This window comes from Meridianimarinicoccus sp. MJW13 (genome assembly GCF_014901205.1).
Classification (GTDB): Bacteria; Pseudomonadota; Alphaproteobacteria; order Rhodobacterales; family Rhodobacteraceae; genus Meridianimarinicoccus.
On sequence record NZ_JACNMU010000001.1, the window covers coordinates 74,821 to 101,055 of the forward strand.

24 protein-coding genes are annotated in these 26,235 nt (G+C 64.8%); 18 read left to right on the forward strand and 6 right to left on the reverse strand.

The window, feature by feature from the left end:
- Positions 1 to 4 precede the first annotated feature (4 nt).
- Positions 5 to 1,012, reverse strand: coding sequence for a tripartite tricarboxylate transporter substrate binding protein (locus tag H8B03_RS00250; RefSeq protein ID WP_193139088.1), 1,008 nt, complete (start codon positions 1,010 to 1,012; stop codon positions 5 to 7).
- 170 nt (positions 1,013 to 1,182) lie between these two features.
- On the opposite strand from H8B03_RS00250, the gene H8B03_RS00255 reads away from it, so the two are divergent.
- The 8 genes from H8B03_RS00255 to H8B03_RS00290 all read left to right on the forward strand — a co-directional run bounded on the left by H8B03_RS00255 (position 1,183) and on the right by H8B03_RS00290 (position 8,926).
- Entirely contained in the window at positions 1,183 to 2,214 is a 1,032-nt protein-coding gene (locus tag H8B03_RS00255; RefSeq protein ID WP_193139090.1) for a Gfo/Idh/MocA family protein, read from the forward strand.
- Positions 2,211 to 2,888, forward strand: a complete 678-nt coding sequence (locus tag H8B03_RS19145) for a GntR family transcriptional regulator (RefSeq protein WP_193139091.1) — start codon at positions 2,211 to 2,213, stop codon at positions 2,886 to 2,888. The genes H8B03_RS00255 and H8B03_RS19145 overlap by 4 nt, the downstream gene beginning before the upstream one ends.
- Before the next feature lie 56 nt (positions 2,889 to 2,944).
- Positions 2,945 to 3,883: an aldo/keto reductase gene (locus H8B03_RS00265; protein WP_193139093.1), complete on the forward strand. Its 939-nt coding sequence runs from the start codon at positions 2,945 to 2,947 to the stop codon at positions 3,881 to 3,883.
- 109 nt (positions 3,884 to 3,992) lie between these two features.
- The gene (locus tag H8B03_RS00270) at positions 3,993 to 5,009 is read left to right on the forward strand and encodes a helix-turn-helix transcriptional regulator (protein WP_193139095.1); all 1,017 of its coding nucleotides are present in this window, start codon (positions 3,993 to 3,995) and stop codon (positions 5,007 to 5,009) included.
- Positions 5,010 to 5,170: 161 nt separating this feature from the next.
- Positions 5,171 to 6,730: a hypothetical protein gene (locus tag H8B03_RS00275; protein ID WP_193139097.1), complete on the forward strand. Its 1,560-nt coding sequence runs from the start codon at positions 5,171 to 5,173 to the stop codon at positions 6,728 to 6,730.
- 35 nt (positions 6,731 to 6,765) lie between these two features.
- The gene (locus H8B03_RS00280; RefSeq protein WP_193139099.1) at positions 6,766 to 7,290 is read left to right on the forward strand and encodes a hypothetical protein; all 525 of its coding nucleotides are present in this window, start codon (positions 6,766 to 6,768) and stop codon (positions 7,288 to 7,290) included.
- A 158-nt stretch (positions 7,291 to 7,448) separates the two neighbouring features.
- The gene (locus H8B03_RS00285) at positions 7,449 to 7,601 is read left to right on the forward strand and encodes a hypothetical protein (protein WP_193139101.1); all 153 of its coding nucleotides are present in this window, start codon (positions 7,449 to 7,451) and stop codon (positions 7,599 to 7,601) included.
- Complete coding sequence (locus tag H8B03_RS00290; protein WP_193139103.1) at positions 7,598 to 8,926, forward strand: carbohydrate porin; 1,329 nt, start codon at positions 7,598 to 7,600, stop codon at positions 8,924 to 8,926. The genes H8B03_RS00285 and H8B03_RS00290 overlap by 4 nt, the downstream gene beginning before the upstream one ends.
- Positions 8,927 to 8,935: 9 nt before the next feature.
- Here H8B03_RS00290 and H8B03_RS00295 read toward each other — a convergent pair whose 3' ends face one another.
- Genes H8B03_RS00295 through H8B03_RS00305 form a run of 3 tightly spaced genes read right to left on the reverse strand, consistent with a single transcriptional unit; the run spans position 8,936 to position 12,008 of the window.
- On the reverse strand, positions 8,936 to 10,078 hold the full coding sequence (locus H8B03_RS00295; protein ID WP_193139104.1) for an ABC transporter permease: 1,143 nt from the start codon (positions 10,076 to 10,078) through the stop codon (positions 8,936 to 8,938).
- Complete coding sequence (locus H8B03_RS00300) at positions 10,075 to 11,043, reverse strand: ABC transporter ATP-binding protein (protein ID WP_319022413.1); 969 nt, start codon at positions 11,041 to 11,043, stop codon at positions 10,075 to 10,077. The genes H8B03_RS00295 and H8B03_RS00300 overlap by 4 nt, the downstream gene beginning before the upstream one ends.
- Positions 11,040 to 12,008, reverse strand: coding sequence for an HlyD family efflux transporter periplasmic adaptor subunit (locus tag H8B03_RS00305; RefSeq protein WP_319022414.1), 969 nt, complete (start codon positions 12,006 to 12,008; stop codon positions 11,040 to 11,042). The genes H8B03_RS00300 and H8B03_RS00305 overlap by 4 nt, the downstream gene beginning before the upstream one ends.
- Before the next feature lie 220 nt (positions 12,009 to 12,228).
- On the opposite strand from H8B03_RS00305, the gene H8B03_RS00310 reads away from it, so the two are divergent.
- From H8B03_RS00310 to H8B03_RS00320, 3 genes are all read left to right on the forward strand, one after another.
- Positions 12,229 to 13,233, forward strand: a complete 1,005-nt coding sequence (locus H8B03_RS00310; RefSeq protein ID WP_193139106.1) for a tripartite tricarboxylate transporter substrate binding protein — start codon at positions 12,229 to 12,231, stop codon at positions 13,231 to 13,233.
- 110 nt (positions 13,234 to 13,343) lie between these two features.
- Positions 13,344 to 13,907 carry a tripartite tricarboxylate transporter TctB family protein gene (locus tag H8B03_RS00315; RefSeq protein WP_193139108.1) on the forward strand — a complete coding sequence of 188 codons (564 nt, stop codon included), beginning with the start codon at positions 13,344 to 13,346 and terminating at the stop codon, positions 13,905 to 13,907.
- The gene (locus tag H8B03_RS00320; RefSeq protein WP_193139110.1) at positions 13,907 to 15,415 is read left to right on the forward strand and encodes a tripartite tricarboxylate transporter permease; all 1,509 of its coding nucleotides are present in this window, start codon (positions 13,907 to 13,909) and stop codon (positions 15,413 to 15,415) included. The genes H8B03_RS00315 and H8B03_RS00320 overlap by 1 nt, the downstream gene beginning before the upstream one ends.
- Before the next feature lie 67 nt (positions 15,416 to 15,482).
- Here the strand turns inward: H8B03_RS00320 and H8B03_RS00325 are convergent, their stop codons facing one another.
- Together H8B03_RS00325 and H8B03_RS00330 are read right to left on the reverse strand one after the other, a co-directional pair.
- Entirely contained in the window at positions 15,483 to 16,727 is a 1,245-nt protein-coding gene (locus H8B03_RS00325) for an L-rhamnose isomerase (protein ID WP_193139111.1), read from the reverse strand.
- A gap of 28 nt (positions 16,728 to 16,755) precedes the next feature.
- Entirely contained in the window at positions 16,756 to 18,858 is a 2,103-nt protein-coding gene (locus H8B03_RS00330) for a bifunctional rhamnulose-1-phosphate aldolase/short-chain dehydrogenase (protein WP_193139114.1), read from the reverse strand.
- Between the two features lie 187 nt (positions 18,859 to 19,045).
- Here H8B03_RS00330 and H8B03_RS00335 point away from each other — a divergent pair, with 187 nt between their 5' ends.
- From H8B03_RS00335 to H8B03_RS00365, 7 genes are all read left to right on the forward strand, one after another.
- A complete protein-coding gene (locus H8B03_RS00335) occupies positions 19,046 to 19,849 on the forward strand; it encodes a DeoR/GlpR family DNA-binding transcription regulator (RefSeq protein WP_193139116.1) in 804 nt (267 codons plus the stop codon).
- A 38-nt stretch (positions 19,850 to 19,887) separates the two neighbouring features.
- Positions 19,888 to 20,889, forward strand: a complete 1,002-nt coding sequence (gene rhaS / locus H8B03_RS00340) for a rhamnose ABC transporter substrate-binding protein (RefSeq protein ID WP_193139118.1) — start codon at positions 19,888 to 19,890, stop codon at positions 20,887 to 20,889.
- A gap of 84 nt (positions 20,890 to 20,973) precedes the next feature.
- Positions 20,974 to 22,500 carry a sugar ABC transporter ATP-binding protein gene (locus H8B03_RS00345; protein WP_193139120.1) on the forward strand — a complete coding sequence of 509 codons (1,527 nt, stop codon included), beginning with the start codon at positions 20,974 to 20,976 and terminating at the stop codon, positions 22,498 to 22,500.
- A 14-nt stretch (positions 22,501 to 22,514) separates the two neighbouring features.
- On the forward strand, positions 22,515 to 23,498 hold the full coding sequence (locus H8B03_RS00350; RefSeq protein WP_193139122.1) for an ABC transporter permease: 984 nt from the start codon (positions 22,515 to 22,517) through the stop codon (positions 23,496 to 23,498).
- Positions 23,495 to 24,478, forward strand: coding sequence for an ABC transporter permease (locus H8B03_RS00355; protein WP_193139123.1), 984 nt, complete (start codon positions 23,495 to 23,497; stop codon positions 24,476 to 24,478). The genes H8B03_RS00350 and H8B03_RS00355 overlap by 4 nt, the downstream gene beginning before the upstream one ends.
- Entirely contained in the window at positions 24,478 to 24,792 is a 315-nt protein-coding gene (gene rhaM, locus H8B03_RS00360) for an L-rhamnose mutarotase (RefSeq protein WP_193139125.1), read from the forward strand. Before H8B03_RS00355 ends, rhaM begins: the two co-directional genes overlap by 1 nt.
- Positions 24,789 to 26,168 carry an FGGY-family carbohydrate kinase gene (locus H8B03_RS00365; protein WP_193139128.1) on the forward strand — a complete coding sequence of 460 codons (1,380 nt, stop codon included), beginning with the start codon at positions 24,789 to 24,791 and terminating at the stop codon, positions 26,166 to 26,168. The genes rhaM and H8B03_RS00365 overlap by 4 nt, the downstream gene beginning before the upstream one ends.
- Positions 26,169 to 26,235 lie beyond the last annotated feature (67 nt).

A 26,235-nucleotide genomic window follows, 5' to 3' on the forward strand; every position in this document is an offset into this window, starting at 1 on the left:
TCGATCAGGGCTTCTCGATACCCAGCGAGGCCGGGTCCACGGTTGCCACGCCAAGATCCTGCAGCGTATAGGCAAAATTGGCTTCCAGCGTCTCGAACAGCGCCTGCGCCTCGGGCCCGGACTGGCCGCCGATGTCATAGTTGTTGGCCGCAGCCCATTCGGCGACGGCCTCGCCGGCCATGGCAGCGTTGAAAGCCTCGGTCAGCGTGGCCTTGACGTCATCCGACGCCGAGTTGTGCACGGCAAATCCGATGGCCTGCTTCAGCGGCAAGTAGGCGTCCAACCCGTCGTAGAGGTCGAAGGCCGACGGTACGGTCATGCCCGCGATCTCGGCGGTTTCAGGGGTCAGCATGGCCAACGGCTTCAACTCTCCGCCTGCGATCAGCGGTGCCTGTTCGGCCAGCGAGGTCACGACCAGCGCGACTTCGCCGGCAATGGCAGCTTCCTGACCCGGCGCGGAGCCCTTGTAGGGGACGAACTTGAAGGTCACGCCCGCGCCCTTCTCGATGGCCAGCAGGTTCAGATGGTGGATCGATCCGGCACCCGAGGCGGCGGCAGGGATGGACCCCGGCGCGGCCTTGGCGGCCTCGACCAGCTCTGCCAGCGTCGAATAAGGGCTGTTGGCCGGCACCGAGATCAGATCGGGCGAGCCGCCGACGATGAACGGATACCAATAGTCGAACTTCTTGTCCCAGCCCCCCTGCACGGCGGCGGTCACATTGGATTCCGACAGGCCGACCAGCGTATAGCCATCGTCGGGCTGGTTCATCACGTAGACCATTCCGTTCGATCCGGCGACGCCACCGGTCTGGTTGATCACGTTGATCGACACCGGCAGATGCTTTTCCATCTCGGCCATGATCATGCGGTTGATGGTGTCGGTGCCGCCACCGGCCCCCCAGACCACCGCTGTGGTGATGTCACGATAGGGATAGTCCTGCGCGGCCGCCGGGGAAGTTCCCACTGCGGCCAGCAGGGCGGCCCCCGCCAACGTTCCAAACATCTTCTTCATCAACACGTCCTCCCGACAGTTGTGCGTTCTTTATTGCGTTTATTTGCGTATTCATTAAATTACACGTTGTCAAACACTGTTTGCGGCGGGCTGGCAATTGCCGCACAGAACCCTAAGGAACGAGGAATGATGCGACCGACCCGAACTCCCGCCCGCAAAGGCCGCACCGCATGAGTGCCCCCGCAACCCTGCGCGTCGCCTGCGCCGGTGCTGGCTATTTCAGCCAGTTCCAGTACGACAGTTGGGCGCGCCTGGATCGGGTGGCGCTGGTGGGGTCGTACAACCGGCACATCGACAAGGCGCGCAAGACCGGCCTGCCCGCCTTTGATGATCTGGCAAGGATGCTGGCCGAAACGCGGCCCGATGTGCTGGACATCATCCTGCCGCCCGTGGCCCATGCAGAGGCGATCCGAACCGCACTGGACGCCCGGATAAAAACCATCATCTGCCAGAAGCCCTTCTGCAACGATCTGGCCGAGGCCAAACAGGCCATCGCTGCGGCCGAGGCTGCCGGGGCCCGGATCATCGTGCACGAGAATTTCCGCTTCCAGCCGTGGTATCGCCGGATCAAGGCCGCGCTCGACGACGGCGCGGTGGGCGAGGTGCTGCAAGTGACTTTCCGCCTGCGCCCCGGCGACGGGCAGGGCCCGCGCGCCTATCTGGATCGTCAGCCCTATTTTCAGCAGATGAACCCCTTCCTGATCCGCGAAACCGGCGTTCATTGGGTCGATACCTTCCGGTATTTGTTGGGCGACCCCGTCTCGGTCTATGCCGATCTGCGCAAGGTCAATCCGGTCATCGCCGGCGAGGATGCGGGCCATGTCCTGTTCGAACATCCCGGCGGCGTGCGCGCCCTGTTCGACGGCAATCGCTGCCTGGACCACGCCGCCGACAACACCCGCCGCACCATGGGTGAGGCGTTGGTGGAAGGCACCGAAGGCACGCTGACGCTGACCGGCGACGGCGCCGTCACCCTGCGCCGTTTCGGCGGGTCCGACACCGAAACCCTGTTGCCGCCTGACAGTTGGGACGGTTTCGGCGGCGACTGCGTCCACGCCTTGCAGTCCCATGTGGTTTCTGGCCTTCTGGACGGTGCGCCGCTGGAGAACCTCGCCCCGGATTACCTGTCGGTCATGGAGATCGAAGCCGCGATCTACAAATCGGCGCAGGAGGGGCGCAAGATCATGTTGGAGGCAGAGTGAAAACACAGGTCGACAAGCCGGTTTCGAACACCGACCGCGCCATCACCGAATTGCGGCGTCTGGTGTTTTCGGGCGAACTGCCCGCCGGGTCCGACCATCTGGAAAGCGAGTTGGCAGAGCGCCTGGGCATGTCGCGCACGCCCATCCGCGAGGCCGCCCGCACGCTGGAAAGCCAGGGGCTTCTGGAACTGCGGGCACGCAAGGGCGTGCGCATCCTGCCGATTTCTCCCGAGGACATGCGCGAGATTTATGACGTGCTGACCGAACTGGAAAGCCTGGCCGCCGAACGGGCCGCCGAACAGAGCTATTCCGCCACCCATCTGACCGATCTGGCGCGGGCCATCGCCGATATGGACGCCGCACTTGATCGTCAGGATCTGGACACCTGGGCCGAGGCCGACGACCGGTTTCATTCCGAACTGGTGCGTCTGGGCGGCAACGCCCGCGTCATGGCCATCACCGCGATGATGAGCGATCAGGTCCGCCGCGCCCGCGCCGTCACCCTGTTCATGCGCCCGTTGCCAGTGCAGTCAAACGAGGATCACCGTGGCGTCTTCGAAGCCATTGCCAAGGCCGACCCGCAGCGCGCCCGTGATCTGCACCGCGCGCACCGCGAACGGGCCCGCGACATGATCCTTGGCCTGCTGGAACGGCATCGCCTGCGCCAGCTTTGATCACCGGCTTTTCTGCCCTAGACTTCGGCACACCTCCTGACAACGGACGTCTCCACATGTCGCATGATCTGAAAACCCTGAACGGCTCCCCCCTGTCGCGCTTCTGCTTCGGCGCCATGCAGTTTGGTGTAGGCGCGGACCGAGCCGCGTCCGAGGCCATGTATGCCGCCTGCCGGAAGGCCGGCATCAACTTCTTCGACACCGCGCATGTCTATACCGGCGGGCTGTCGGAAACCTGGCTGGGCGAGATGGTGCGGGACGAGCGCGAGGCGGTTTTCGTGGCCTCGAAGGTTGCCTCGACCGGTGGCTCGGGCCGCGACAACATCCTTGCGCAGTTCGACATCAGCCGCGCCCGCCACAAGCTGGACTGCGTCGACGGCCTGTATCTGCACCGTTTCGACCCGGACATGCCGCTGGAAGAGACCTTCGAAACCCTCGCCGGATTGCGCGATGCGGGCAAGATCCGCCATGTGGGCGTGTCGAATTTCGCCGCATGGCAGACCATGAAGGCGGTGGCGGTGGCGCGCCGGTTCGACCTGAACATCTCGCTGATGCAGCCCATGTACAATCTGGTCAAACGACAGGTGGAGGTCGAGATCCTGCCCATGGCCGCCGATCAGGACATCGCGGTCGTGCCCTATTCGCCACTGGGCGGCGGCCTGCTGACTGGCAAGTATCTTGACGGCGCAAGCGGACGCTTGCAGACCGACGATCGTTACCGCGTGCGCTATGGCGATGCCTGGATGCAGGATGTGGCAGCGAACCTGAAGTCGCTGGCCGAGGACCTGGGGCAATCGCCTGCCACTTTGGCCGTGGCCTGGGCGGCCAGCCATCCCGGTGTCGCCGCGCCGATCATCAGCGCCCGCTCGGTCCCGCAACTCCAGCCCTCGCTGGACGCCATGGGCTTTGACATGGATGCCGAACTTCGCGCACGGCTGACCGCCCTGACACCCACACTGGAACCGGCAACCGGACGCTCCGAAGAAGCGGGCTGACCGCCTGCGCCCGATGCGGCAACGCCACGGCCCCTTGATCCGCCGTGGCGTTGCACCCGGCCCCCGTCTGCCCCAAGGTCAGTGTGGTACCCCACCGCGAGCACATGTGATGGCCAAGACAATTCCCCTGATCCGCGCGGCAAATCTGCTGCCCCTTGTCCGGTTCACCGAAACCCACGGGCGCAACACCGCGCAGCTTCTGGACGAGGCGGATCTGGCCTATTGGTTTCACCTGTCACCCATCGACCCGATCCCGCTGCGCAACGGACTGGACGTGATGCGCGCGCTGTCGCGCACCTATGGCCCCGATATCGGACCGCAGATCGTGACCCAGGCCAGCCTTCCGGAACTGGGCTATATCGGGCAGGTGGCACTTGGTGCGCGCAGCCCGGCCGAGGCGCTGATGCGCGTGTCGCGCGCCCTGCCCTTTCATTCCAGCCATGAACACATCGGGCTGGACCAGAAAGACGGCATGTTCGTCCTGACCCAGCGCTTCGATTTCGACATCGATGACGAGGCGCTGCACGCGGTGCATGGGCTGTTCACGGCCCTGTTGCAGACCATTTGCGCCTTCAACGGCACCCGCCCGCCCGCACATGTCCGGGTTCAGATGGTGCCGCATCCGACCCACGGAATGGCGCATCTGCAACCCCATTTCGGCCCATCGTTGACGACCGCGCCCGACAAGGTGCTGCGCATCGAACTGACGCCGAATGTTCTGGGCGCGCCGTTCCGCAGCACCGCGCGGGATCGCCTGCCGCAACTGATGGCCTTGCAAGTGCCGCCACTGGCCGAGGATGCCAGCCTGGCGGCCTCGGTGCGCGCGGTCCTGGGGTCCATGATCCATGACGGCGCGCCGAAAATCGACCGCGTGGCCCGAAGTGCCGGCACCAGCGTACGCAGCCTGCAACGCCGCCTGTCAGAGGAAGGCACCAGCTTTGGCACCGAACTGCAGACCGTGCGCCGCCGGATCGCCGAAGACCTGCTGACCCGTGGCGAAATACGGGTTGGGGACGTGGCCGAACGTCTGGGCTATGCCCAGCAATCCGCCTTTACCCGCGCCGTGCGCCGCTGGACCGGGAAACCGCCCAGTTTCGCTGAAAAGGCTGCGAAACGCGCCTCCTGAAAATATCTTGCGCCCACGTCTGAATTTTGGCGCGAAATGCTAAATCATCCGTTTTCCAGCCCGTTAGTCTGCAAGCCTGAAAGCCGTGCCGGCCCTTTGGTTCAGCGGACCAAAGGCAATGGCCACACCGCACATTGATGACGCGACCCGGAGACGATTTGATGAAATTCCTGTCCGCGCTGCTTTTGGCGACACTGTTGACCGCCCCCTTGCCGGGGATGGCCAAGGACAGCCCGCCGCCCGCGCCCGATGCAAACGGACCCTTTCCCGTCGATCTGGCCCGCATCCAGCAGGAATGGGACTGTGCGCAACAGCGCGAGACGCCGGGCTATTTCAAGTCGCTCAACGGCGCCGAGGTTGCGGATGCCACCCGCAGCCAGTTCTACCCCTGTGCCTCGTTCCTTGGATCCATGAAGGGCGACAACCAGGTGTTCATGTGGCGCAGCCCCGAAGACTATCAGGGCGTGCTGTTCATCAACAACCGCTACCCCGGAGAGCTGTACCTGACCGGCGGCAACCTGCCCCCGGCCAAGGGCCCGATGCCTGTGGGCCCCTGGGTTGCCAAGGTCGACGCCACCACCGGCAAGGAAATCTGGCGCACGATCCTTGAAAACGGCAATGTCTCGGGCGCCTGGGTCGGGGCGGCCAATCTGAACATCCTGCCCGATGGCAATATCCCCGTGGCCTTCGGCAACCATCTGGTGAAGCTGGACGGCGAGACCGGGCGCATCCTGCAGCATCTGTCGCTGCCCAGCGGGGTTGCCCCGACCGAAGGCAGCAACTTCAAGCATCTGACCATTGCGCCTGACGGCACGCTGATCATCAAGAACCAGACCCGCGCCACGCCCTGCCAGATTCAGGGCACGCTGGCAGCCTTCATGTGCCCCGGCGGCATCGCCGCGGCCCCCGGATCGACGATTCTGGCCGTGAACCCCGACACCTTCGAGATCTACGACCAGATCGGCGTGCCGGAAAACGCCGTGGTCCCGCATACCATCACCCAGCATGACGGGCGGATCGCCATCTATGCGCCCTCGGTCGCCAAGGCCTATCGCTTCTACTGGGATCCCGAGAGCCGGAGGCTGTCGCAGGACACCGACTGGGTGATCGACACCTATCTTGATCCGGGCCAGACCACCGGCGACGCCCCCGGCATCCTGGGCGATTGGGTGGTGCTGCAGGTCAACGGCCTGCCCAGCAAGGTGGCCTCGGCCATCGTCGCGATCCACCAGAGCGACCCGACCCGCATCACCCGGCTGTACCCTTTCGGCACCGATCTGCCCACCGGCCAAAGCTGGGCGCCGCCCAAGGCCGCCATCGATCCCGAACTGAGCATGGTGTTCTCGGCCGACCAGAACATGATGCAGATTGCCGGGATCACCTTCGATCAGAACAGCGGCGCCATGACCACCGCCTGGACCCGCGACGGCGCCACCACCGCCCTGCAGGCGCTGTATGGCCCGGCCGACGCACGTGTGCTGGGCACCGCGCGGGCCGAACCCGGCACCACGCTGGAGGCGTTGAACCAGACCTCGGCACCAAGCTATCGCCAGCAGGCGATCTGGCTGGACGCCAGGACCGGCGACCTATTGGCGCAATCGCCCTTTTTCGAGCCCATGAGCTTCAATACGCTGCTTTCTCCGGGTTACGGCGGGCGATTCTATTATATGTGGGACAAGGGCTTTATCGTTTTGCAGCCCTTGCCCCTTCAGGCGAATTGATCGTCTGCAACAACCTTCTCAACACGGAGTTCACCATGTCCCTGAAACCTTTCACGCTGGCCGCCGCTGCCATGCTGCTGGCCACCGCGCCGGCATTTGCGTCCGACAGCCCGATCCCGTCCAGCAGCGACCAGTTTACGGTCTATGATACCGTCGAAGGCTGGACCGTCTATGCGGACGGCTCGACCAAGACCTGCCTGATCGAACGCACCGACGAGGCCGGCAATGCCATGCAGATGGGCCTGACCGCCGACCGCGACTTTGCCTATGTGGGCGTTTTCACCCAGGCCGACATTGAAGCGGCATCCGGTGACATCGCGCTTGGTGTCGGTGGCAAGGTCTTTGTCGGCGAAACCCACGCGATCAAAAGCGGCAAGCTCGCCGCCGACTACCGGGGCGGCTATGTCCTGACCAACAATCCCGACCTGGTCACCGCCATCGCCGAGAGCCAGACCATGATCGCCTTCCCCGACCAGCCGATCGCCTTCGTGATCGACCTGACCGGCACCAAGAAGGCCATCGAAGCCGCCCGCGCCTGCAACGCGTCGCTGGCCGGTTGATCTGTACCAACTGACAAACGGACGGGGCGGAAATGTCGCCGCCCCGCCAATTCCTGACCCGCGCATCCGGGCCTGTCCCATGCGCCCGTTCTCTCCCCTCAAGACCCCTGCCCGACTGGTCAGTTCAGCGGCAGCGGATGACGGCAAGGAGACATCCCATGACCAAAGCCCCCCGTCCCGTGCATTGCGCCACGCATGCGCTTGCCGCCGTGGATGCTTGCGAGGGTCAGGACCCGGCGGACGAGACCAACAAGGGGATCGGTGACGAAGTCCAACAATTTTCCGCGCGGAACCCGGCGTCCGGCGGATGAGGACAATTCCCCCTTCGCGACGGGCCTTCCGCCGATCCCTGGGCAGCGTTGCCGGTCTGGGGCTTCTGGCGCTGTCGGCCGGGACCGCAAACGCGCAATCCCAAGGCGCGCTGAGCGGCGTCGATCAGGGGGCTGGGACACATTCGGGGTACAACCTGACCTCGCCGCTGGAAGGCGGCGGCGGTGTGGCCGAGGATCTTTCGCAAGACGATATCCGGCGCGAAAGCCTGCTGGACTGGGCGCGCGCGCAAACCGCCCTGCAACCCTGGTTCGCCTGGAAAACGCGGCTCTACCAGAATACCGGCCTGCAACTGTCCTTCAGCTATCAGGCGCTGGGACAAGCGGCGAGCCAAAGCCTGGGCGAAACCCGTGCTGCAGCGGCCCGCGGGCAGATCCAGGGCGCCTGGGAACTGGTCGGACGCGGAACCAGGAACGTCGGCAAGTTCACCTTCCGCGTGGAACACCGCCAAACCGCCGGCACCGAGATTCCGCCGTCGCAACTGGCCTATCAGTTCGGCAGCTTCACCTCATCCGGAACCGGGTTCAGCGACTTCGGCTTTGCCGTCACCGAATACGCCTGGCGGCAGTCGCTGCTGGACGGCAAGTTCAAGTTCATCTTCGGCAAGATCAGCGCAATCTCGTGGTACAACACCCACGCCCTGTCGTCCTCGATGCGCGGGTTCCAGAACACGGCGATGCAAAGCAGCCTCTCGAAACCGGCCCCGGGGCGGGCCTTTGGCGGCGGGATCGGTGCCCAGCTGGGGGAACATTTGGTGGTGGTGGCCGGGATCCACGATGCCAACGGCAAGACCACCGGCAACCCGTTCGACACCATCGGCGCGCATGAGTTCTACAAGTCGGTCGAGGTGCGCTACCATCCGACGACGCCGGACCGCTGGCGCTGGGATCAGATCAAGCTGCAACTCTGGCATCAGGACGCCCGCACCGAAGCGGGCATTCCCGAAAGCAGCGGCGTCACCTTCGCCGCCAGCCACCTGTTCAACGACCGCTGGATGCCCTTCGTGTTCGGCGGCCATTCCGATGGCAAGGCCAGCCTGCTGAAATCCGACCTCGTGGCCGGGCTGGGTGTCGGCTTCGACGTGAACGACCGCGCGGCGGGCGGCGTTCTGGGGATTGCTGCCGGATGGGGGGATCCGTCGCAAGACGGGTTGCAGGATCAATACACCGGCGAGCTGTTCTACCGTTTCCAACTGCTGGAGCATCTGGCGATCACGCCGTCGGTGCAAATGGTCATCCATCCTGCGGCCAACCCGACGCAGGACCGGGTCTATGTCGCCAGCCTGCGGGCGCGGGTCACCTTCTGAACGCGACGGCTACAACCGCTTGCGAAAGCGCAGGGTGGCGACGATCAGGCCGAAGACCATGAAACCCGCCATCCACAGCATCCCCCCCGCCATGTCGATCAGCGCCGCATCGCGCAGCACCACGCCCCGGATCATCTGCATGAAATGGGTGGCTGGCAGCAGTTGCGCGATGGCCTGCGCCGGTCCGGGCATCCCGTCGAAGGGAAACATGAACCCCGACAGCAGGATCGACGGCAACAGGATGAACACGGTCATCTGCATGGCCTGAAGCTGGTTGGTGGCGATGGTGGACAGCACCAGCCCCAGCGACAGGCTGGCCCCGATGAACAGCAGCGTCACCACCAGCAGCACCCAAAGCGAGCCGTTTACCGGCACGTTGAACAAAAGGTAGCCAAGCCCGAGGATGATCGCCACCTGCACCAGCCCGATCACCATATAGGGGATGATCTTGCCGATCATCAGCTCGATCGGGCGCACCGGGGTGTTGATGAGCATCTCCATGTTGCCACGTTCGCTTTCGCGCACGATGGCCGCCGAGGTGAACATGATCATGGTCATGGTCAGGATGATCCCCACCAGCCCCGGCACGATGTTCACCGCCGAGCGTTGCTCGGGGTTGTAGAACAGCGCCACCTCGAAGGTCGGGACCACCCGGTTCGGCGGCTGCCGGAACAACTCGGTCAGGGGCATGGACCGCAGGCTCTTGATCCCGGCGGCGATCATCGTGTCCGAGCCGTCGACGATCCATTGCGCCACCGGGCGGGCACTGGCCATATCCGTCGCCGGCGGCGGCGCGGCACCGATGGCAGGGATGCGCACCAGCCGCGCGGGCAGATCCGGCGGGATGATCAGGACCGCGCGCACCTCGGCCGCCGTCAGGGCCTGCTGCGCCTGTTGTGGCGTGGCATAGGTCTGGGTGAAATCCACCACCTGCGTGGTGCCCACCATCTGCACCAGCATCCGGCTCAGCCCGCTCTGATCCTGATCGACCAGCCCCACGGGGATGTGGCGGATGTTGGTGTTGATGGCATAGCCGAACAGCACCAGCTGGATCAGCGGGATCATGATGACCATGCCGAAGGTCATCCGGTCACGGCGCAGTTGCAGCAATTCCTTTTTCAGGATCGCGCCGATGCGCCCGATCGAGATCACGCGGCCGCCTCGGCCGGGCGCGCGGCCCCGCCCCCGGTCGCGGCAACGAAGACGTCCTCAAGATTGGCGCGGGTCCGGTGGCAGGTGACCGGACCGGCGTCGTGCAGCAATGCGGCCACATGGGCCTCGGGGTCAGCCTGATCCTTGCGCACCAGCACCCGCAGCCGCGCGCCGATCTGGGCCGAGGACAACACCGCCGGGTCGGCGTCCAGCAGGTCCTTCGCATGGCGCAACTGGTCACCGGTCACCTCGATCACATTGGCCTTCAGCCCCGCCATCAGGTCGGGCGGCGCGCCTTCGATCCGCGTGATCCCGGTTTCCAGGATGGCGATGCGGTGGCAGCGCTCGGCTTCGTCCATGAAATGGGTCGACACGATGATTGTTGTGCCACCGTCCACCAGATCGAACAACCGCGCCCAGAACTGCCGCCGGGTTTCGGGATCGACGGCCGAGGTCGGCTCATCAAGAAACAGCAACAGCGGCTCGTGCAGCACCGCTGCGGCCAATGCCAGCTTCTGCCGCTGGCCACCGCTCATGCTGCCGGCGATCTGATGTGCTTGTGCTTCCAGATCATAGCGTTGCAGCAGGGTCTCGATGCGCGTCTTGCGGCGGCGGCGCGGCAGGCCGTAGATGCGCGCCGCGAAATCCAGGTTCTCGGTCACCGTCAGATCGCGGTAGTGCGAAAAGCTCTGGGTCATGTAGCCGATCTTCTGTTTCAACGGCTCGGGTTTGCCCGGCAAATCGACGCCCAGCACCCGCGCCCGGCCTTCGCTCGGGATCAGCAGACCGGTGAGCATCCGCATCAGGGTGGTCTTGCCGCTGCCGTTGGGGCCCAGAAAGCCAAAGATCTCGCCCCGCGTGATGGTCAGATCCACTGCGTCCACGGCGGTCTTGGGCCCGAAGCGGCGGGTCAGCCCGGCGGTGGACACCACGACCTCGGGGTCGGTCTGTTGGGAAATGGTCACGGCAGATGCGCCTGCGCCGGCATGCCCACCGGAAGTGCTGCCGCCGCCGCGCCGGGCAGGTCAATCTCGGCCAGATACATCAGGCGGCTGCGATCTTCCTGGTTCAGGGCGTAATAGGGTGTGAAAGCAGCGTTGACGCTGATCCAGCGCACCACCCCGCGCATGGGTTCGTCCAGCCCATCGACACTGACCAGCAGTTCGTCGCCCTCGTTCACTTTCACCCGCGCCGGTTCCGGCACATAGACGCGGGCAAAGGGCCGGTCCCCGGCCAGCAGGATCGCCACCGGGCTGCCCAGCGTCACCCGCTCGCCCAGGTTCCACGGCAGGCTGTCGAGCACGCCGTCGCGGGTGGCCGTGATCGCGAGGTTGTCCAGGTGCGTCTGTTCCACGTCAAGCCGCGCGCGCGCCGCCGCAAGCGTGGCCACGGCCATGGCGATGTCTTCGGGACGCGCGCCGTTTTCCAGCTCCAGCAGGCGCGCCTGCGTCGCCTCCAGCTTGGCGCGGGCGGCGTCGCGGACGGCCCGGTTGGCATCCAGCCGCGCCTGGGTGATGGCTTCGCGTTCCACCAGAATGCTGTTGCGTTCGAAGTTCGCCTCGGCCTCGGTCAAGCTGGCGCGGGCGCCGTCCACTTCGGCACGCGCAATGGCGATCTCCTCGGCGCGCGGCCCGTCGCGCAGCTTGTCCAGATTGGCCTGCGCATTGGCCAGATCGGCCTTTGCCAGCGCCAGGTTGCCCATCCGTATCGCGGGATCGAGCTGCACCAGAAGGTCACCGGCCTGCACCCGGCTGCCCTCGGCCACTGGCAACCCGACGATGATCTCGTTCGCGGTGGCGGTCAGCGCCACACGCTCGCGCGCCAGTTCTCCCAACGCCACGTTGCTTTCATGGGGGCTGCAGCGGTCCAGCAGGGCCGTGGGCAGGGTCAGGCTGACAAGCAGCCCGAGGGTAGAGAAAGACAGCTGCACGCGATCGGGCCATAAGGTTGTGTCGGGATGGTATCACCCTAGGGGTCGGCCTTGACGCCGGTCAAGCCGCCGCACTCCGCACCTGCCGCCCCGCAGCGCCCGGCACGGCCTTGATTTCGCGGATTGATATTTGACCTTCCCGCCCGGTTGCGATGATAGTCGCAGGCGTCAGGCAGCCGGTGCTGCCCAAGAAGATCATCACGCATGGGGAGGAGACCACATGAAACACGTCATCCTGAGCGCCGTCTCGGTACTGGCAATCGGCCTGGGGGCCGCGCAGGCAGAAGACTATCCAACCAAGGAAATCCAGGGCATCATCCAATGGGGCGCCGGTGGTTCTACGGACACCGTGATGCGCTCGGTCACGCCGCATGCCGAAGAAGCCCTTGGTGGCACCATCGTGATGCAGAACATGACCGGCGCCGTGGGCGCCATCGCGCTGAACCATGTGGCCAGCTCCGACCCGGATGGCTACACCCTGCTGATGGGCGCTGAGAACCCGCTGCTCTACAAGGTGATGGGTCTGGGCGACAAGGATTACAACGACTTCGTCCCGGTTTCGATCCTGGCCCGCGGCACGCCGCTGGTGGTGGCCAATGTGGATGCCCCCTTTGACGACTACGCCGAAATGGTCGCCTATGTGAAGGCCAACCCCGGCGAGGTGCGCTTCGGTGCCACCGGGCCGGGCGGGCTGCCATCGGTCATCACCGCGATGATCAACACCGTCGAGGGAGAGCTGGACGTGATCGCCGTGCCCTATGACGGCGACGGCCCGGCGCTGACCGCCCTGCAGGGCGGCGCGGTGGACGTGATGCCTGCGGTTCTGGGCATCGCCATCGAAGGCATCCGCGCCGGCACCATGAAGCCGCTGGCGGTTTTCGACGTGGCCGAGACCGACAAGCTGCCCGGCGTGCCCCCGGTCACCGCCTTCAACCCGGCGTTTGAAACCTACCTGCCGTGGGGGCCGTTCTTCGGGGTCTTCGCCCCCAAGGGCACGCCCGATGAGGTCGTGGCGAAATTGTCAGACGCGTATGCCCAGGGCGTCGCGAACCCGGAGTTTGTCGAGTTGATGGAAAACCGCGGGTTCGAGCTGATGGGCATTTCCGGACAGGAGGCCACCGACTTCCTGACCAAATGGCAGCAGGGCACGACCTGGCTGCTGCAGGACGGCGGCCACACCAAGGCCTCGCCGGAAGAGTTCGGGATCGCGCGCCCCGGTGAATGATCGCAAGACCGGCGGCCCGACAGCCGCCGGCCCCTACCGGCGCCGCCCTTCCCCCGAAGCGCGGCGCCGTTTCTCTGCAGGCCGCCACCTGTCCGGCGGCAAGGACCCCCATGAGACGACCTGACCCCGACCATCACGACGGCACCGCGGATGCCACCCCCGGCGGCTGTGACGATGCCCGCCGGCCCGGAGAACTGGCCTTCGTGGTCCTGTTGCTGCTGGCCAGCCTTGCCCTGTTGTGGAGCGCCTATGGCATTTCCGGCTTCGAGGCGCTGTCGGCCCCCGGATCGGTGCCGATGGCGGCGACCACGGCGATGGTGGTAACTTCGATGATCGTGGTGCTGCGCACCGCCCGACTGCCCCGCAGCGCCGGGGAAACCCTGCGCCGTGACATCCTGCCGGGCGTGGTGGTGATCTTCGTGCTGCTGCTGATCGCCTATGCGCTGCTGCTCAAACCGCTGGGGTTTCTGCCGACCTCGGGCCTGTTCCTGATGGTGTCGATCCGCATCCTGTCCGGGCGCGGCTGGGGCTTTGCGCTGACGGTCTCAGCCGGTAGCCTGCTGGCGATCTGGCTGATCTTCCGCATTGTCTTTACCGTCCTGATGCCGCCGGGGATCGTACCCGAGGCAGAGTTCATCCAGATCTTCCGCGATCTCGGCGCGGGGGGCCGCTGATGGAGGTGCTGACACCCCTGTTGACCGTCTTTGCCGAGCCGCAGCTTCTGGCGCTTGTTGCCCTTGGCACCTTTGCCGGGATCTATGTCGGCGCCATTCCGGGTCTTTCGGTGACCATGGCGGTGTCGATCCTGATCTCCTTCACCTTCACGTGGGATGTCTACCCGGCGATTTCACTGATGATCGGCATCTACATGGGCGGCGTCTATGGCGGCGCACGCACCGCGATCCTGCTGAACATCCCCGGCGCGCCCTCGGCCATTGCCACGGCGCTGGACGGCTATCCCATGGCCCGGCGCGGCGAGGCCGGCACCGCCATCGGCGTCACAACGGTGATGTCCTGCATCGGCGGCTTCGTCGGCATCGGCGTGCTGGCGCTGGCCGCCCCGCTGGTGTCGGACTTCGCGCTGCGGTTCCAGCCGCGCGACTACATGCTGCTGGCGCTGCTGGGCATCCTGCTGGTGGGGTCGCTGTCCACCGGCAGCCTTGTGAAGGGCATTTTTGCGGGGGCCCTTGGCATTGCCATCGGCGCCGTGGGGCGCGACCCGCTGACCTTCACCGAACGGTTCACCTTCGATCTGCAGATCCTTGAGGGCGGGATTTCCTTCATCGCGGTGATGATCGGCATGTTCGGCGTGTCCGAGGCACTGCTACAACTGCACCACGTGGACAAGCCCGCGATCCGCCAGAAGATCGACCGCATCGTGCCGTCGCTGGCCACGGTGCGAAAACACCTGCCGCTGTCGCTGCAAACCTCGACCATCGGGGTTGTCATCGGCGCCCTGCCCGGCACCGGCGGCGATATCGCCGCACTGATGGCCTATGACCATGCCAAACGCGTCACCAAACACCCCGAGCGGCCGTTTGGTGATGGCGCGATGGAGGGGCTGGTGGCCCCCGAGACCGCCAACAATGCCGCCGTGGGGGGCGCCTTCATCCCGATGATGACGCTGGGTATCCCCGGCGATGCGGTGACGGCGATCATGATCGGGGCGCTGTTCATTCACGGGCTGAACCCCGGCCCGATGCTGATGATCGACCGGCCCGAGATGTTCTGGTTCATCGTCGGCGCGCTGCTGACGGCCAATGTCTTCATGCTGATCTTCGGCCTGACCGGCATCAAGCTGTTCACCCGGATCGTCGAGATGCCCCGGTCGGTGCTGATCCCGCTGATCCTGCTGCTGTCCATCGTCGGCGCCTACGCGGTGAACAACTCGATCGCGGATGTCTACTGGATGCTGGGCTTCGGCGTCTTCGGCTATTTCCTGCGTCACTACGGCTATCCGCTGGGGCCGGTGATCCTTGGGGTGATCCTGTCGCGGCTGCTGGACGACAACTGGCGCCGCGCGATCATTTCCGAGCGCGAGGATCTGGGCCGCTTCTTCGCGGGCATCTTCTCCAGCCCGCTGTCCACAGTGCTGTTCATCGGTGTGGTGCTGATCTTCGTGTCGCAAACACCGCTGTGGCGGCGACTGAAAGCGCGGGTGCTGCGCCCGTCCGGCACCTGACAGACACGAAAAAGCGCCGCGGATCGTCCTGCGATCCGCGACGCCGGATTTTTTCTGACCCTCGGGTCTAGCCCCGGCTGGCGACCGCCGCCTGATAGGCATCCAGTTCGCGGATCAGGGGCAGGCCCGTGGGCACATCCTGACGGGCGCAGAACTCGTCCCAGACCGCCCCGAAGGGCAGATCCTTGAACTCTTCGGTCAGGGTCAGGCGGGTGGTGTAATCCAGCGCCGTCTCGGCCTTGGTCAGCTGGTCCAGCGGCAGCAGCAGCGCCCTGAGCAGCGCCTTTTGCATGTTGCGCGTGCCGATCACCCAGGCCGCCGTACGGCTGATGGTGGCATCGAAGAAGTCCAGCCCGATCCGGGTCCGGTCCAGCAGATCCGCCGTCACCAGTTCCTGCGCCATCGACAGGATGGACTCGTCCAGCAGGATCACATGGTCGCTGTCCCAGCGCATCGGCCTAGAGACATGCAGCAGGATCTCGTCCAGCGACAGCGACACCGCGCTCAGCTTGTCGGCGACGTTCTCGGTCGGGTGGAAATGGCCCATGTCCAGGCACAGCAGCGTGCCCTTGCGGATCGCATAGCCCATGTAGAACTCATGGCTGCCCACGGTGCAGGCTTCCACACCGATGCCGAACAACTTGCTTTCCACCGCGTCGCGCATCTGGGCCGCGCCCAGCGGATCGGCCAGCATCTGGTCCAGCGAGGCTTCCAGCCGCGCCCGCGCCGCCATGCGGTCGATGGGCGTGTCCTTGTAGCCATCCGGCACCCAGATGTTGTTGACCGCCGCACTGCCCAGAGCCCCGCCCATCTGCGCCGCGATCTCGCGCGAGCGTTTGCCATGTTCGATCCAGAAGTCACGGATGCCCTTGTCGGGATGGCTCAGGGTCAGGTTGTCGTCTGCCCTGGCGTGGGCAAAGAAGGTCGGGTTGAAGTCCAGCCCGATCCCCTGCCCCTTGGCCCAGTCCACCCACGGCGCGAAATGCCGAAACTCGATCTCGTCACGATCAGGATTCTCATCGGTGTCCAGATACATCGCGTGCAGGTTCAGGCGATGGTTTCCGGGGATCTGCGCATAGGCGAACTCCAGATCCGCGCGCAACTCGTCCGGCGTGCGGGCGCGACCGGGATGGTTGCCGGTGGCCTGAATGCCACCGCCGGAACTGCCGGTCCTGGCTTCGAACCCCACCACGTCATCGCCCTGCCAGCAATGCATCGAGATCGGGATGCTCGCGAGACGCTGCAGGGCGGTTTCGCTGTCGATCCCCCACTGCGCGAAGGTCTCGCGCGCCATGTCATAGGTCTTGCTCATGCTCATTCCTCCCGTTGGGGTCCCGCGCTCAGCGCGGGAACGCCTGCACGTTGCCGGCATCGACATTCAGGATGTTGCCGGTGGATTTGGACGAGGTGTCGGCGGCGAAGAAATAGGCGGCCTCGGCGATATCCTCGGGCAGGACCGACCGTTTCAGCATCGAACGCTGGCGATACATTTCCTCTAGCCCGTCCTTGTCGGTGCCATAGGTGCCCGCACGCTGTTCCAGCCATTCACCTTCCCAGATCTTCGAGCCGCGCAGCACCGCGTCGGGATTGACCACATTGACCCGGATGCCGGCCTCTGCGCCTTCCAGCGCCAGGCAGCGGGCCAGATGGATCTCGCTCGCCTTGGCGGTGCAATAGGCCGCCGCGTTGGGCGAGGCCGCCAGACCGTTTTTCGAGGCAATAAAGATCACCGCGCCGCCCATGTCCTGCACGCGCATCAGTTTGAAGGCCTCGCGGCTGACCAGGAAATAGCCGGTGGACAGGATGTCCATGTTCTTGTTCCACAGCGCCAGCGAGGTTTCCTCGATCGGCGCCGAAGAGGCGATGCCGGCGTTGGACACCAGAATGTCGATGCCGCCGAATTCAACCGCGGTTTCGGCAAAGGCCGCCGCGACGGCGTTCTCGTCAGTGACATTCATCGTGATGGTGCGCACCACGTCCTTGCCGAAACGCGACGCGAGGGTCTGCGAGGTCGAGCCGAGCGCCTCCTCGTTGATGTCGGCCAGCATCACGCAGGCACCTTCCGCCAGATAACGTTCCGCCGTGGCCGCGCCGATGCCGCCTGCCCCGCCGGTCACCAGCGCCACGCGTCCCGCCAGCGATTTGGGCTTTGGCATGCGCTGCAACTTGGCCTCTTCCAGAAGCCAGTATTCGATGTCGAAGGCTTCCTGTTCGGGCAGACCGACGTATTCGCTGACCGACGAGGCACCGCGCATCACGTTGATGGCGTTGACGTAGAACTCGCCCGAGATGCGGGCCGTGGCCTTGTCCTTGGCAAAGGTGATCATGCCGACACCGGGCACCAGGTAAACCACCGCGTTGGGGTCGCGCAGCGCCGGGGAGTTGTCATGCTTGCAGCGGGCGTAATAGGCCGCATAGTCATCGCGATAAGCCGCAACCTGTGCCGGAAGGCCTTCCAGCACAGCGTCCAGGTTGTTCTGCGCCGGATCGAACTCCAGCACCAGCGGGCGGATCTTGGTGCGCAGGAAATGGTCCGGGCAGGAGGTGCCAAGGGCCGCCAGCGGCTCCAGATTGGCCGAGTTGACGAATTCCAGCACCGCATCGCTGTCGTTGAAATGGCCAACCATGTGCTGGTTGCCCGAGACGAACCCGCGAATGGCGGGCATCAGGCGGGCGGCCACGGCGCGGCGATCTGCAGCCGACAGACTTTGATGACGGGCCCCGCCAAAGGCTGCAACGCCCTCGGTCTTCTCGGCCAGCCATGCGGTGGCGGTGTTGATGACCTCGATGGTCTTGTCATAGCAATCGCGCGCGGTGTCGGCCCAGGTGAACAACCCGTGGCTTTCCAGAACCACGCCGTCGGCATCGGGATTCTCGACGCAGAAGTTTTCCAGCCACAGGCCCAACTCGTAGCCCGGCTTTTTCCACGGCAGCCAGCCGATCTTGTCACCGAAGATCTGCCGCGTCAGTTCGCGGGAGTTCTTCGAAGCGGCAATCGCGATGATCGCATCCGCATGCACGTGATCGACGTGTTTGCGCGGCACATAGGCGTGCAGGGGCGTGTCGATCGACGCCGCCCGCGGGTTCAGCTTGTAGGTACAATGCGGCAGGTAGCCGACCATCTCGTCCTCGAAATCGACACCGCGATACAGGCCCTTCAGCGCCTGCAGCTTGTCCATGTACAGCGTCGCGAAACCATCCATCTCGATCGACCCGATGTCGCCGCCCGAGCCCTTGACCCAAAGAACCTCGACCTCGTCGCCGGTCAGCGGGTCGGTTTCCATGACCTTCGCCGACGTGTTGCCGCCACCGTAATTGGTCACGCGCTTGTCGGCGCCAAGGATATTGGAACGGTAGAGCAGCAGCTCCGATTCGCTCATTCCATCCGCGACGCTCTCGTCCCAACGGCTCTCAAGTGTCTGTTTTTCTGCGGATTCAAGCATGTCTTCCTCCCGATGAGCGCGGCGCGCCCGGTGCGTAATGTCTCGCACAAGGTGAAATCTGGAAGCCCTGTTGTCAATCATAAACAATCATCTTTGGTCATACTGCAATGCAGCATGATTGATTATGACATTTTATGATTGACACAACGCCACGAATCCACGCAGGTTGTGCAACAGGGAGGACGCCATGCACGAGAAAGAACGCCACGGAATCATTCTGTCCGCCGTCCAGGATCGGCCGGTCGTGACCGTGGCCGAGCTGTGCGCGCTGACCGATGCTTCCGAAGCCACGATCCGGCGCGACATCTCGGCTCTGGATGCCAAGAAGCAGCTGCGCAAGGTGCGCGGCGGGGCCGAGGCCGTCACCCCGCCGCAATTCGTCGGCCTGTCGGGGCGCCCTTTCGAAGTCAGCGAAACCATGCATACGCAGGAAAAGCAGGCGATTGCCCGGGCTGCCGTGGACCTGTGCGCCGATGGCGAACCGATCATCATCAACGGCGGCACCACGACCTTCCAGATGGTGCATCCCCTGGCCTCGCGCCGCTGCCAGGTCTTCACCAACTCTTTCCCGATTGCCGAGCATCTGCTGAAGCATTCGAAGAACACCATCATGCTGTCGGGCGGGGCGATCTACCGCGAACAGAACATCATCCTGTCGCCCTTCGACAATGACGTGACCCGCAACTTCTATGCCCGCCGCATGTTCATGGGCGCGCAGGGGTTGGGGCCGGTGGGGCTGATGGAAACCGATCCGCTGCTGATCCAGGCCGAGCAGAAGCTCATCAACCAGGCCGACGAACTGGTGGTTCTGGTGGACAGCTCGAAATTCGAAAACCGGTCCAGCCTGGTGCTGTGCCCGCTGACCCGTATCGACACGGTGATCACCGACGAAGGCATCACCGACAAGACCGCCGCCATGCTTGAAGCGGCAGATATCCGACTGATCGTGGCCCACACGGGCCGCGGCCAGAAAGAAAGCGCAGCGTCCTAGGACGTTGTTTCCGTTGTGACCATAGGGAGGAACTCATCATGATCCGTCGCAACTTCACCAAACTTCTGGCCGGCGTCAGCCTGGCCACCAGCTTCATGGGCACCACGGCCATGGCCGATGACACCATGCGCATCGCGCTGGTGGTCAAGGCCCTGGGCATCGGCTTCTTCGAAGCGGCCGCCAAGGGCGCCGAGGAAGCCGCCGCCGAACTGGGCAACGTCGAGGTCATCTATACCGGTCCGACCGACACCACCGCCGAAGGCCAGATCGAGGTCATCAACTCGCTGATCGCGCAGGGCGTCGATGCCATCGCCGTGTCGTCGAATGACACGGACGCGCTGGTGCCGACCCTGAAGAAGGCCATGCAGCGCGGCATCACCGTGATTTCCTGGGACAGCGGCGTCGCGCCCGAGGGCCGTCAGGTCCACCTGAACCCGTCGTCGAACCCGCTGATCGGCAACATGATCATCAAGCTGGCCGCCGACCACCTGCCCGATGGCGGCGAGGTTGCCTTGCTATCGGCCACCACCACCTCGACCAACCAGAACGTCTGGATCGAGGAAATGAACAAGGTGATGGGCAACTATCCGGGCATCGAGGTCGTGGCGACCGTCTATGGCGATGACCTGGCCGACAAATCCTATCGCGAAGCCCAGGGTCTCATGCAGTCCTATCCGGATCTGGATGCGATCATCGCACCGACCTCGGTGGGTATCGTGGCTGCCGCTCAGGCCGTGGCCGATGCCGGCAAGATCGGTGAAGTCAACGTGACCGGTCTGGGTCTGCCGTCGGAAATGGCCGGTGCCATCGAAAGCGGCGCGTCCAAGTCTTTCGCCATCTGGAACCCGATCGACCTGGGCTATTCGGCAACGATGATCGCCTATCAGCTGGCCAGCGAAAACGCGGTTGCCGAGCCCGGCGCCACCATCGAGATCGGCCGCATGGGATCGATTACCCTGGACGACACCAACGCCGCTGCCATGGCCGATCCCTTCGTCTACGACAGCTCGAACATCGATCAGTTCAAGAGCATCTTCTGAGGCCCGCGCGCCCCGGCGCGTCACCTCGCGGGGGGCCCTGCCCCCCGCACCCCCAGATTTCTCCAGACAGAAGAAGAGGCAGAGATGGCCAGAAATGCTGCCGCACCGGTGTCCCCGGCGGGCGCCCCGGAACCGATCCTGGCGCTTGACGCGATCACCAAGACCTTTCCGGGCGTCAAGGCCCTGTCCGAGGTCAGGCTGGGCCTCTATCCCGGACAGGTCACCGCCCTGATCGGAGAGAATGGCGCGGGCAAATCGACGGTCGTCAAGATCCTCACCGGCATCTACCAGCCTGACGGCGGCGCGATCCGGGTCAACGGCCAGGCGGTGACCTTCGCCACCGCACAGGATGCCGCCGATGCCGGCGTCACCGCGATCCATCAGGAAACCGTGCTGTTCGACGAATTGTCGGTGGCCGAGAACATCTTCCTTGGCCACGCCCCGCGAAACCGTTTCGGCCTGATCGACTGGTCCACCATGGAACGCAAGGCGCGCGAGATCCTGCGCGGCGTCGGGGCCGAGATCGAGCCTTCGCACAAGCTGCGCGATCTTGGCATTGCCAACAAGCATCTGGTCGCCATCGCCCGCGCCCTGTCCATCGACGCCAGTGTCGTCATCATGGACGAACCCACCGCCGCGCTGTCGCACAAGGAAATTCAGGAGCTGTACGAACTGGTGGACAAGCTGAAGGCACAGGGCAAGGCGATCCTGTTCATCAGCCACAAGTTCGACGAGATCTTCCGCATCGCCGACCGCTTCACTGTCTTCCGCGACGGGCAATTCGTGGGCGACGGGCATATCTCGGATGTCACCGAATCCGACCTGGTCAAGATGATGGTGGGCCGCGATGTCAGCCAGATCTTCCCGACCCGCAACAGCCAGATCGGCGAGGAAATCCTGCAGGTCGCCGGCTATGACCATCCCACCGAATTCGCCGACATCGGCTTTACCCTGCGCCGGGGCGAGATCCTGGGCTTCTACGGTCTGGTCGGCGCGGGCCGGTCGGAACTGATGCAGGCGCTGTTCGGCATCACCACGCCACCAAAGGGCGTCACCAAGATCGATGGCACCGTTCGGGTGATCCGCTCTCCGGCCGATGCCATCCACAACGGCGTGGTTTATGTGCCCGAGGATCGCGGCAAGCAGGGCGCCATCACCGCGCTGCCGATCTTCCAGAACGTCACCCTGCCGTCGCTGTCGAAAACCTCGCACCGGGGCTTTTTGCGGCTGGCCGAGGAATTCAAGCTGGCCCGCGAATACACACGGCGGCTCGACCTGCGCGCGGCCTCGCTGGACACCGAACTGGGCACCCTGTCGGGCGGCAACCAGCAAAAGGTGGTCATCGCCAAATGGCTGGCCACCCAACCCAAGGTCATCATCCTGGATGAGCCGACCAAGGGCATCGACATCGGCTCGAAAGCGGCGGTGCATGAATTCATGGCCGAACTGGCCGCGCAGGGTCTGGCCGTCATCATGGTCAGCTCGGAAATTCCTGAAATCCTCGGCATGTCCGACCGGGTCATCGTGATGCGCGAAGGGCGCATCGCGGCGGAACTGGCCGGCGATGACCTGAGCCCCGAAACCCTTGTCCGCCACGCCGCGGGCATCTGAGAAAGGCCGAACAGATGTTGAAACGGCTTCTGGCCTCGCGCGAGGTCATCCTGCTGGGCGCCATCGGGGTGCTGCTGGCGCTGATCGCCACCCGCTTTCCCGGCTTCGTGACGCCGGCCAATCTGGCCGGGGTGTTCAACGATACCTCGCCACTGATCCTGCTGGCCGTCGGCCAGATGATCGTGATCCTGACCAAATGCATCGACCTGAGTGTCGCCGCCAACCTGGCGCTGACCGGCATGGTGGTGTCGATGATCAACGTGGCCGCCCCCGGCCTGCCCATCGTGGTGATCCTGCTGGTGGCCGTGGGTCTTGGCACCGCCCTTGGCATGATCAACGGGCTGCTGGTGTGGAAACTGGCGATCCCGCCGATCGTGGTGACCCTGGGCACCATGACCATCTTCCGCGGCATGATCTTCCTGCTGTCGGACGGCAAATGGGTCAACAGCCACGAGATGAGCGACGCCTTCAAGGCCTTCCCGCGCGCCCAGGTCCTGGGCCTGCCGATGCTCAGCTGGATCGCCATCGCCGCCGTCATCCTGTTCACCCTGGTGATGACCCGCACCACGCTGGGCCGTGCTTTCTATGCGGTCGGCGGCAACCCGCATGCGGCCACCTACACCGGTCTGAACGTGGGCAAGACCCAGTTCTGGGCCTTTGCCATCTCGGGCGCGCTGGCGGGGTTGACCGGTTACCTCTGGGTGTCGCGCTATGCGGTGTCCTATGTGGATATCGCCGGCGGCTTCGAGCTTGACGTGGTCGCCGCCTGCGTGATCGGCGGCATCTCGATCGCCGGCGGCATCGGCACCGTGGGCGGCGCACTTCTGGGCGCCCTGTTCCTGGGGGTCATCAAGAACGCCCTGCCGGTCGTCAACATCTCGCCCTTCTGGCAGCTTGCCATCTCGGGCAGCGCCATCATCATCGCCGTCGCCTTCAATGCCCGCGCCAATCGCGAGAAGGGTCGGATCATCCTGAAATCCGCGGAGCACACGGCATGAGCACCACCGAGCGTTTCATCCCCGACCGGCTGCAATCGCCGCTGGCCACCCGTCTGAAAAGCTGGGAAAGCCTGCTGCTTCTGGTGGCCATCGCGATCTTCATCGCCAACAGCTTTGCCTCGCCTTACTTCCTGAACGCCTGGAGCCTGAGCGACGCAACCTTCAACTTCACCGAGAAGGCGATGATCGCCTTTGCCATGGCGCTGCTGATCATCTCGGGCGAAATCGACCTGAGCGTCGCCTCGATCATCGCGCTGGCCTCGACCGCCATGGGCGCGGCATTGCAACTTGGCGCCGGCACCCCGGTCCTGATCCTTGTGGGTCTGGGCACCGGGCTGCTGTGCGGCGCGTTCAATGGCGTGCTGGTCACCCGGCTGGGCCTGCCCTCCATCGTGGTGACCATCGGCACCATGAGCCTGTTTCGCGGCATCAGCTATATCGTGCTGGGCGACCAGGCGTTTCGCGGCTACCCGGCGGACTTCGCCTTCTTCGGGCAGGGCTATGTGTTCTGGGTGGTGTCCTTCGAATTCGTCCTCTTCGTGCTGCTGGCCATCATTTACAGCGTGGTGCTGCACAGGACCAACTTCGGCCGCACGGTCTATGCCATCGGCAACAATCCCACCGGCGCGCTGTTCTCGGGCATCCGGGTGGCGCGGGTGAAGTTCATCCTGTTCTTGCTGACCGGGCTGATGGCCGGGGTCGCCTCGATCTGCCTGACCTCGCGGCTGGGCTCGACCCGGCCGTCGATCGCCACCGGGCTGGAACTGGAAGTCGTGACCATGGTCGTGCTGGGCGGCGTCAACATCCTGGGCGGGTCCGGCACAATTCCCGGCGTCTTCATCGCCGCCTTCGTGATGGGGCTGGTCACCTTCGGTCTGGGCCTGCTGAACGTGCCGGGCATCGTCATGTCCATCGTCATCGGCGCCCTGCTGATCGGCGTCATCGCCCTGCCCCGCCTTTGGGCGATGTGGAGGAAATGATGGAGAAGTTCGCCTTCAAGATGCATCTGAACCCCGGCTGCGAAGCCGAATACAAGGCGCGCCACGATGCCATCTGGCCCGAGCTTGTCACGCTGCTGAAAGAGGCCGGGATTGCGGACTATTCGATCCATCTGGACCCCGAGACCCATACCTTGTTCGGCGTGCTCTGGCGCAGCGACGATCACCGCATGGACGATCTGCCCGCAAGCCCGGTGATGCAGAAATGGTGGGCGCATATGGCCGACCTGATGCGCACCCAGGATGACAACGAACCCGTGGCGGTGCCACTTGTGCCCGTGTTTCACATGCCATGACCCAGGGACATGTCGCCGTCATCGACATCGGCAAGACCAACGCCAAGCTGGCGCTGGTCGATCTGGCCGATCTGTCGGAAATAGCCGTGGTCACACGGCCCAACCTTGTGCTGCCCGGCCCGCCCTGGCCGCATTTCGATGTGGACGGGCACTGGGACTTCCTGTTGGAGGCGCTGACCCGCTTTCACGCCGAGCACGGCATCGACGCTATTTCGATCACCACCCACGGCGCATCCGTGGTGCTGCTGGATGCCGACGGGGGTCTGGCCGCGCCGATATTGGACTATGAACACCCCGGCCCCGACGATCTGGCCGAAGACTATGATCGCCTGCGGCCTGACTTCTCCGAAACCGGCTCGCCCCGGCTGGGCATGGGGCTGAATGTGGGCGCGCAACTGCACTGGCAGTTTGCCACCGATCCCGGCCTGAAGGCCCGCACCGAAACGATCCTGACCTATCCGCAATACTGGGGCGCCCGGCTGACCGGGGTCACGGCGGCAGACGTCAGTTCGCTGGGCTGCCACACCGATCTGTGGAACCCGCGCACCGGCGAATTCTCCTCGCTGGTCGACACGTTGGAGATTGCCGACAAGCTGGCCCCGGCCCGGCCCTCGGCGGATGTGCTGGGCCCGATCCTGCCCGAGATCGCGGCACGCACCGGACTGGCCCCGGATACCCCCGTGCATTGCGGCATCCACGACAGCAACGCCTCGCTACTACCGCATCTTCTGGGCAACCCCCGGCCGTTCTCGGTGATCTCGTCGGGCACCTGGGTGATCGTCATGTCCGTGGGCGGGCATAGGGTCGATCTGGACCCGTCGCGCGACACGCTCATCAACACCGACGCCTTCGGCAACCCGGTGCCCTCGGCCCGCTTCATGGGCGGGCGCGAACACGATCTGGCCAGCGGCGGCGCCTATCCTGAGCCGACCGAGGCCGATATCGACGCGGTGCTGTCCGGCGGCGTGATGCTGTTGCCCGCCGTGGTGTCGGAAACCGGCCCGTTCAAGGGGCAGACAGCCCATTGGCATGGGCAGGAGCCCGCGATCGGCACCGGCATGCGCGGCGTGGCGGTGGGCTTCTATCTGGCACTGGTCACCGCGCGGTGTCTGGAACTGGTCGGTCACGATGGCCCGATTCTGGTCGAAGGCCCCTTCGCCCGCAACCGCTGCTATGGCCGGATGCTGTCTGTCGCCACCGGCTCGCCGGTGCGCGCCATGCACGGCTCGACCGGCACCAGCCAGGGCGCGGCCCTGTTGGCCCGTCCCGCACCTGTGGACACCGCCCCGGCGCCGACCACACCCGGCAATCCCGCCGCACCCACCCCGTCGGAACGGGCCTATATCACCGATTGGACGGCGCGCAGCCGGGCCTGAAATCGGTACGCGACCCCACCATCGCGGCACAACTTTAAGCTGCGCCGTGTCAGTTCACCGCTTCCAC